The 6,690-nt window shown below is 39.2% G+C and carries 5 protein-coding genes; 4 read left to right on the forward strand and 1 reads right to left on the reverse strand.

The annotated features are described in order from the left end of the window. Positions 1-79: 79 nt before the first annotated feature. The 4 genes from JQC92_RS20325 to glmU all read left to right on the forward strand — a co-directional run bounded on the left by JQC92_RS20325 (position 80) and on the right by glmU (position 6,439). Positions 80-934: a hypothetical protein gene (locus tag JQC92_RS20325; RefSeq protein WP_205001354.1), complete on the forward strand. Its 855-nt coding sequence runs from the start codon at positions 80-82 to the stop codon at positions 932-934. 232 nt (positions 935-1,166) lie between these two features. Beyond that, on the forward strand, positions 1,167-3,191 hold the full coding sequence (locus tag JQC92_RS20330; RefSeq protein WP_205001355.1) for a HAMP domain-containing methyl-accepting chemotaxis protein: 2,025 nt from the start codon (positions 1,167-1,169) through the stop codon (positions 3,189-3,191). Between the two features lie 158 nt (positions 3,192-3,349). Continuing rightward, the gene (locus JQC92_RS20335) at positions 3,350-5,059 is read left to right on the forward strand and encodes a hypothetical protein (RefSeq protein WP_205001356.1); all 1,710 of its coding nucleotides are present in this window, start codon (positions 3,350-3,352) and stop codon (positions 5,057-5,059) included. Between the two features lie 21 nt (positions 5,060-5,080). Next, positions 5,081-6,439: a bifunctional UDP-N-acetylglucosamine diphosphorylase/glucosamine-1-phosphate N-acetyltransferase GlmU gene (glmU, locus tag JQC92_RS20340; RefSeq protein WP_205001357.1), complete on the forward strand. Its 1,359-nt coding sequence runs from the start codon at positions 5,081-5,083 to the stop codon at positions 6,437-6,439. Between the two features lie 29 nt (positions 6,440-6,468). On the opposite strand, the gene JQC92_RS20345 is transcribed toward glmU, so the two are convergent. Next, on the reverse strand, positions 6,469-6,690 hold a 222-nt coding region (locus tag JQC92_RS20345; RefSeq protein WP_205001358.1), incomplete at its 5' end, for a hypothetical protein.

Genomic DNA, 6,690 nt, shown 5'->3' on the forward strand with positions numbered 1-6,690 from the left:
ATGGCAGGCAGAGATTTAGGTCATCAGGAAGAAACCAATTCGTTAAAATTTCATGTAAAAAAATTTCAGGATATGGATTATGCTGCATGATTGTCAATTAAGAAAAACTGCAGCATCGAGTATTAAAGTTCAATTAAATAAAGATACAAAGGTAGCCATTGATAAAAAAGGGGATTATCAGTGTTTCACTGTTGTAGTGCCTAAAGGTGTGAATAATTTAAAAATTTCTTCTTCTAGCTCCTCAATTTTAATGGCAATAAAAGCAGCTGGATATCCGGATATTACAAGGGTTGTTTCAGATAAACATGATGGGTTTAATGATTGTGCTATTCCTGCTTTTAACAACGATTGCACTATCAGCTCAGTCAAAGCTGGTGTTTATAAGGGAGTAATACAGCGATCAATATTTGGCTCAGACTCAGCAAATATTGATTTTACAATTTTAACGCCAAACCAATCAGCGCAATTGGTAACCGATCTCGTGCAATTGGCTCAACCAGTTGAACAGCCTTCTACATACTGTAGTAAAGAATTTACTGATGAAGAGTCATATACCAATACTCCCGTATTTAAATCAACTGGAGAACAATCTTTAGGAATGGTAGGTGGAAAAAAAGCATCAAAAGAGCAAAACTCTAATTGTTACCGTTTGGCGGTACCCAAAAATAAAATTAGGATAACTCTTCATCCTGAAAATGGCGTGAGTAAACTCGTCGTTGGTGAAGCAAATCAAATCCCATCTACTCGAGAATCAAAAGATGTTTGCGTCATTAGTAATGACCAGCAACCTAATAGTCCTTTATTTTGTGATATAAAACCATCAAAACAAAGTGGCTATTATTATGTATGGTACCAAAATAATAACTCTAAAGCGTTACCAGGTGGTACGATTTCAATTGATTATCACCCAACAGAAAGTAATTATTCCAAATAAATTTTAATGATTATCAAAAGCAAAAGGCCTTCTCTTTGAAGGTCTTTTTGTGAGTGTTATTGGGCATTTTTTAGTATTGATATTCTTTACAACTAAACTACTGCAGAAGGTCACCTAAACCCTTTTATTATCTCTTTATCTCAAGGAGCTTTGAGTAACGGGTATAATTTTTAAACTCGACTATACTCATTATCTGATACCGCTTTAGCTGTTTGAATAAAAGGATTTATCAATGAAGCTTTCCATCGGAAACAAACTCGGACTGGGCTTTTCTGCCATTGTCTTATTTCTTATTATTAATGCCGTAATTAGTCACTTCCAAATCAAGAAAATGCAGGAGTTAGAACATCAGCTTGTTGATCTGCGCTTTCCTACAAAGGTGAGTGGTTGGAAGTTATTAAACGGAGTGAATGATTCTTTAGCCTCATTACGAGGTTATATGATTTTAGGGAAAGACCCTGAAGTTGGTGAAGAAATGAAGCTTAATCGTCAACAGTCATTGAATGATATTGATAGTGCGATTAAAGACATTAGTTTGTTTTCTACCCGATGGGAAAGCAGTGAAGATAAGAGCAAATTTATCCAAATAAAATCATTAATTAATGAATTTAAAGACTCCCAAACACAAATAGAAATGATTGCTCATGATAAAAACAATATCCCCTCTTATTCTTTGTTAATCGATGAAGCAATGCCTCTTGCGGAGTTGAAAATTGCATCATTAACAGAATTACTGGATATAGAGGAAGGTTTGTCAGCGACTCCTGAACGTAAAATGTTATTGAAAAGTGTCGCTGACTTAAGAGATTCGTTTGAATTGTCACTTGCTGGCATCCGCTCATACCTCCTTTCAGGAGATAATAAATATGAAGCGAAGTTTAATAAAGAGTGGAAACATCACGAAAATCTATATCAACATGTTTTAGCACAGCAGGCTCTTTTTTCACCTAGTCAACAACAGCATTGGTCTTCCTATAAGAAAAACAAGAGTGTTTTTTCTCCATTACCAACAAAAATACTCGACCTTAGATCAGCTGATGATTGGAATAAAGCAAATTATTTATTAGCATCAGAGGCTGCACCACGTGTAGCAAAAATAAAATCTTTACTTGCGGATATAAAAGAGTCTCAAGAAAAGCTTGTTAAGAATGATTTAATTAGGGTTAAAGACGTTGAAGTCACAACGTTTTGGGCTCAGTTAATCTCAACGCTCATTGCCATTGCTGTCTCAGCTTTAATAGCAACATTGATTTCGAAAAAAATATCATCTGGATTAAATCAAATTCTACAACGAACTCAAGCTGTAGCAGATGGCGATTTAAGTGGTAAGCCGCTGTCAGTTAACAGTAATGATGAGTTGGGTGAGCTTACGTGTGTAGTAAATAAAATGTCATCTTCATTGAATGAGTTGATCAGTGAAGTAAATGGTGCGATGTATCAAGTATCTGAAGGCAGTGAGCAACTAACCGAGGCAAATAATCGAATTGCTAAAAATATGGAAGAACAAAGTCAGCAAGCAGACATGGTTTCAGCAGCAATTGAGGAAATGTCAGCTTCTATCAGAGATGTAGCGCAAAGTAGTATGGGGGCGGCAGATGGTGCAGTACAAACTGAAGAGGTTGCTACTCGTGGACAATCCGTTGTCGATAAAACCATTTCAAGTATGCAAAAAATTGATGGTGTCGTCGTCGATGTAACTTCTTCAGTGAAAGAGTTGGGTAATCGTGGTGAAGAAATTGGCTCCATTGTGACGGTAATTAGCAGTATTGCTGATCAAACGAACTTACTTGCGCTTAACGCAGCAATCGAGGCTGCTCGTGCAGGTGAGTATGGTCGAGGGTTCTCGGTTGTGGCTGATGAAGTAAGGCAGCTTGCGCAACGAACCGTTGTAGCAACGGAAGAGATTAAGTCGACCATTAGCGCAATGCAGAAACAAACAGAGCAAGTTATTCATCAAATGGATTCCAGTATTGAGCAAGTGCAGCAAGGTGTAGAGTTAGCCGAAGAAGCGGGTGGAGCACTCAATGAAATAGTGACGAACGCACAAAATGTTGCCGAGAATATTCAATCTATAGCTACAGTGGGTGAAGAACAATCTGCTGTGTCAGGTGAAGTGGCTGAGAATATGGACGCCATTGCTCGAGTTACAGGTCAGTCATTAGCTACAACTACCGAAGCTGCTGTTGAAACACGACAACTGTCAAACAAGGTGGATTCATTGAGTCAACTGGTTGCAAAATTTAAACTTTCAGCCTGAATATACACTGACGGAATTGGAATTAACTTAGAATAGTGTTTTTGTATATAAAATAGCAAGTTAAAATGTAAAGGAAGGTCAGGATCAGGCTTTCCTTTTTTATATCTGTATTGAATGCGGGATTTCATTCAAACGATGTTTGTTTGGAGTTCCTATTTATGTGCTTGCCAGCTTGTCATCAACCTTATGATGGCTCATACCCCTATCCCTACTCACATTCAGTATCTAACATCTCAAAAAATACAGTAGATTCGAATGATGAGGATATACACAGAGATAACTTTCAAAACGTAGTGCCTTTAACGCCTGCAAGTAATACTCGTGATTCCGCCAGTGAGGTAAGAGAGCGCAGTGTCGAAAGTGCGAAAAGTAATTTTGAAGAAGCCAAAAAAAATAGTGTAAATATCGCTCGAAAAAGCTTCTTGTTCAGAATGGTTGCTATTCCGTTTGTTCTGCTTGGCGTTGGATTATCTATAGGCTCTGTCGTTGCCAGTGGCGGTGCCGCTTTACCTATTGTCATCGGTGTTATTGTTGGTTCTGTTGCACTATTGTTTGCAGCAGACTCCATTACTGCCTTGATTGATTGGCGCCTAAAAAATAAGAGTGAAGAAGGAGAAGGTCTTACTTTAGGAGCTGATTCAATCGGTAATACTGCCTTTTATTTAATGAAAGCGTGTGGTGTCGAGGATGGAACGGCTTTTACTTGGGCAAGAAGAATATCCATTCCTAAACGTGTGATATTAACGGTCGCAAACTTAACGTTTGGTGCACCAGGTGCAGGACTAGATTTTGCGCTTAACAACCCTAATAAGTCGACAAAGTTAGTAGAGGAAGTTTTTAAATTTAAAGCCGAATGTGAAAAGCTTGAAGAAAGCGTTCGTGATCTCAACACTAAGATTGTTGCCCATACAGAAGCACTGGAAAGCAAGGCTAAAAATCAAAATTTTGATTTAAGTAATGTTCCACTCGATCCCGTCATCGAAAAGCTTGAGGAAAACGAAAGATTACTGAAAACGGCTAAAGAAGCATTAGATGAAGCGAAAAGATATCTAAAAAAAGCTGAAATTAACGTAGCTAAAAAGCGATTTTGGGAGAAATTGGCTACGAGTGCACTTCTTATGGTTGGAGCGTCAATGGCAGTATTTGGCACGATAAGTTCTGGAGGTATTATAGGCCCTCTCGCATTTTTGACCATGGGTATGCTGAGCATTTCTTTGGCTGATATGGGGTGTGCTTTATTTCATTGGCAATCAATTAAACGTGGAGGTGATGGGCTGCCTTTTGCTGAAAATTCAGCCGCAAATGGCATGCATGCCATTGCAAAAAATTGTAGAGCAAGTGATGATGCAGCCTTTACTCATGCACAAAGATTCTCCAACTTTATCCATGTACCATACCCTATTTTTCAGCTCTGGCCACAAGCGCAGTTGCCTGATGATTATCATAAAGCGAAGAGCATTCTTGGAACGGAAGAAGTTGTTTTTGACAGAGTGTCACAAGAGGAAGAAGAGCACAGAGAAGGTGTGAGTAAATTAGAAGAGTTAAGGAAAGATATTTTATCTAAGAGTAAACAAAATGAATTTCGTGTGGAGTCAGTTGGAATAAACCCTACTCCCCCCTCTTTAAGTGCAGAGCCAAAGGCGACTGAAGTGGTAGATGGTTATCAAGAAGCTAAAATCAATATCAACACAGAGGAAAATGATTCTATAGCGACAATCCCGATTCCTATTCCTATTCCTATTCCTATTCCCTTTAAAAGAGAAGTGCGAAGCTTGGTTAATCAGGCTGAGAGCTTAAAAGTGTTACCTCATCCAATTTCTAAACCTTTTACGTGCCGAATCTCTCCTATTCTTGTAAAATCCATTTAGATTTTCACAAAGGATATGATGATGGCGTTAAATGTAGTGATCTTAGCGGCGGGAAAAGGTACCCGAATGCGTTCAGATCTCCCGAAAGTTCTGCACCCGATTGCTCACAAGTCTATGGTTGAGCATGTTATTGCTACGGCTAAAAACCTTGGTAGTGAGACCATTAATCTTGTTTACGGCTACGGTGGCGATAAGTTACAAGCCAAGATTCAAGAACAAGCACTAAATTGGGTATTGCAAGCGGAGCAGTTGGGTACAGGCCATGCCGTTGCTCAAGCAAATGATCACATCACTGATGATGATACTGTATTGGTACTTTATGGTGATGTGCCACTCATTCAAACATCAACATTAGAATCATTGTTAACAGCCAAACCTGATAATGGTTTAGCAATCTTAACGGTTTACCTTGATAACCCAACGGGTTACGGGCGTATCGTTCGTGAAAACGGTAACGTTGTGGGCATTGTTGAGCAAAAAGATGCGAATAGTGAGCAACTTGCTATTCAAGAAGTGAATACAGGCATTATGGCATTACCAGGCAAACAATTAAAATCTTGGTTGGGACAATTATCTTCTGATAACGCTCAAGGTGAATATTATCTTACCGACGTCATTGCTATGGCGCATCGTGATGGTGTTGAAATCAGTACTGCGCAACCACAATCAGCGATTGAAGTAGAAGGCGCTAATAACCGAGTGCAACTGGCTCAGTTAGAACGAGCTTATCAATTACGTGAAGCTGAAAAACTGATGCTTGCAGGCGCCAATTTACGCGATCCAAACCGCATCGACATTCGAGGTAATGTTGAAGTAGGTATGGATGTGATGATTGATATTAATACGGTGTTTGAAGGTGAAGTTAAACTTGGTAATAGCGTGACAGTTGGCGCAGGCGCTATCATTATCAACAGTACTATTGCTGACAATGCAGTGATAAAACCATATTCTATCATCGAAAATGCTGTTGTTGGCGAAGACGCCAGTGCAGGGCCATTTGCTCGTTTACGTCCCGGAGCTGAACTGAAACAAGATGCTCATGTTGGTAATTTTGTTGAAATGAAAAAATCAGTGTTAGGCAAAGGTTCAAAAGCAGGGCATCTAACGTATCTTGGCGATGCTCAAATCGGTGAAAGAGTCAATATCGGTGCAGGTACCATTACCTGTAACTATGATGGTGTGAACAAATCACTGACTCAGATTGATGATGGTGCTTTTATTGGCTCAAATTCATCACTCGTAGCGCCGGTTGAAATTGGTAAGATGGCGACGGTGGGAGCGGGGTCGGTAGTAACATCTAAAGTAGAAGATGAGCAGTTAGCTGTTGCTCGCGGAAAACAACGCAACCTTTATGGCTGGAAGCGACCAGTAAAAAAATAATCTTTCTTTTGACAATACCGCAGACAGTTTTATGCAGCAATTGTCCCGTACTCACTGATTTCACTATAAACCTGAGATACTTTTTCATCACTCACGTCTATTCCTAACTTACCGAAAACTAAATTTACCAAGTGCTGATTGAACTTACGACGTTTCCATGAGGCGATTGATATGACCGTTTCACCAGTAACATTTTTTGCTTTAATATCTTCAAATTTGAGTACGTTCAGCGCTGAAAAAGAAGCATTGAT

The organism is Parashewanella hymeniacidonis, assembly GCF_016900895.1.
GTDB classification, from domain to species: Bacteria; Pseudomonadota; Gammaproteobacteria; order Enterobacterales; family Shewanellaceae; genus Parashewanella; species Parashewanella hymeniacidonis.

Excerpts from the sequence above, each read along its gene's own strand:
- JQC92_RS20325 (WP_205001354.1), top strand. The coding sequence starts at position 80 with ATGCTGCATGATTGTCAATTAAGAAAAACTGCAGCATCGAGTATTAAA.
- JQC92_RS20330 (WP_205001355.1), top strand. The coding sequence starts at position 1,167 with ATGAAGCTTTCCATCGGAAACAAACTCGGACTGGGCTTTTCTGCCATT.
- JQC92_RS20335 (WP_205001356.1), top strand. The coding sequence starts at position 3,350 with ATGTGCTTGCCAGCTTGTCATCAACCTTATGATGGCTCATACCCCTAT.
- glmU (WP_205001357.1), top strand. The coding sequence starts at position 5,081 with ATGGCGTTAAATGTAGTGATCTTAGCGGCGGGAAAAGGTACCCGAATG.